The 536-nt window shown below is 62.5% G+C and carries 1 protein-coding gene; it reads right to left on the reverse strand.

Translation table 11 applies throughout. The features are described 5' to 3' along the window. Nucleotides 1–512 (reverse strand): alpha-L-fucosidase (locus tag ACFOX0_RS34290; RefSeq protein ID WP_377553864.1); only part of this gene is annotated, 512 nt, incomplete at its 3' end. Between the last annotated feature and the right edge of the window lie 24 nt (nucleotides 513–536).

The raw sequence follows: 536 nt of genomic DNA on the forward strand, positions 1-536 counted from the left end.
ATGTCCGGCTGATAACCGTCGATGACCTCGCGCAGCTTGTCGTACCACAACTGCTGCTCGGCCGCCGCGCCGAGCTGCCCGTACAACTTCTTCAGACTGTTGTCCGACTGCGCCGGCACCCACTGGTAGAAACCGGTGAAGTTGTACGAGTGGTGCAACGACACGAACAACCGCAACCCCTTGCCCCGGATCGCGTCGGCGTGCAACCGCAACAGGTCCAACCTCGGCCCCCGGGCCACCGAGTTCCACTCGTTCACACTGCTGTTCCACATCGAGAACCCGTCGTGATGCTCGGCCACCGGACCGGCGAACCGCGCCCCCGCGTCCGCGAACAACTGCGCCCACTCGTTCGGGTCGAAACTCCCACCCGCCGACCTCAACTTCGGCGCGAACTGCACAAAGTTACCCGCCTTGTCCCGCGCCCCGTTGATGAAGTTGTGATACGGCCACACCGACGGATCACCGAACACGCTCTTGTGATGGTTGTTCTCGCTCGACCCGTTGTTGTACATGTTCCGCGGATACCACTCGTTCGC

Source organism: Micromonospora zhanjiangensis (assembly GCF_042650605.1).
Taxonomy (GTDB): domain Bacteria; phylum Actinomycetota; class Actinomycetes; order Mycobacteriales; family Micromonosporaceae; genus Micromonospora_J; species Micromonospora_J zhanjiangensis.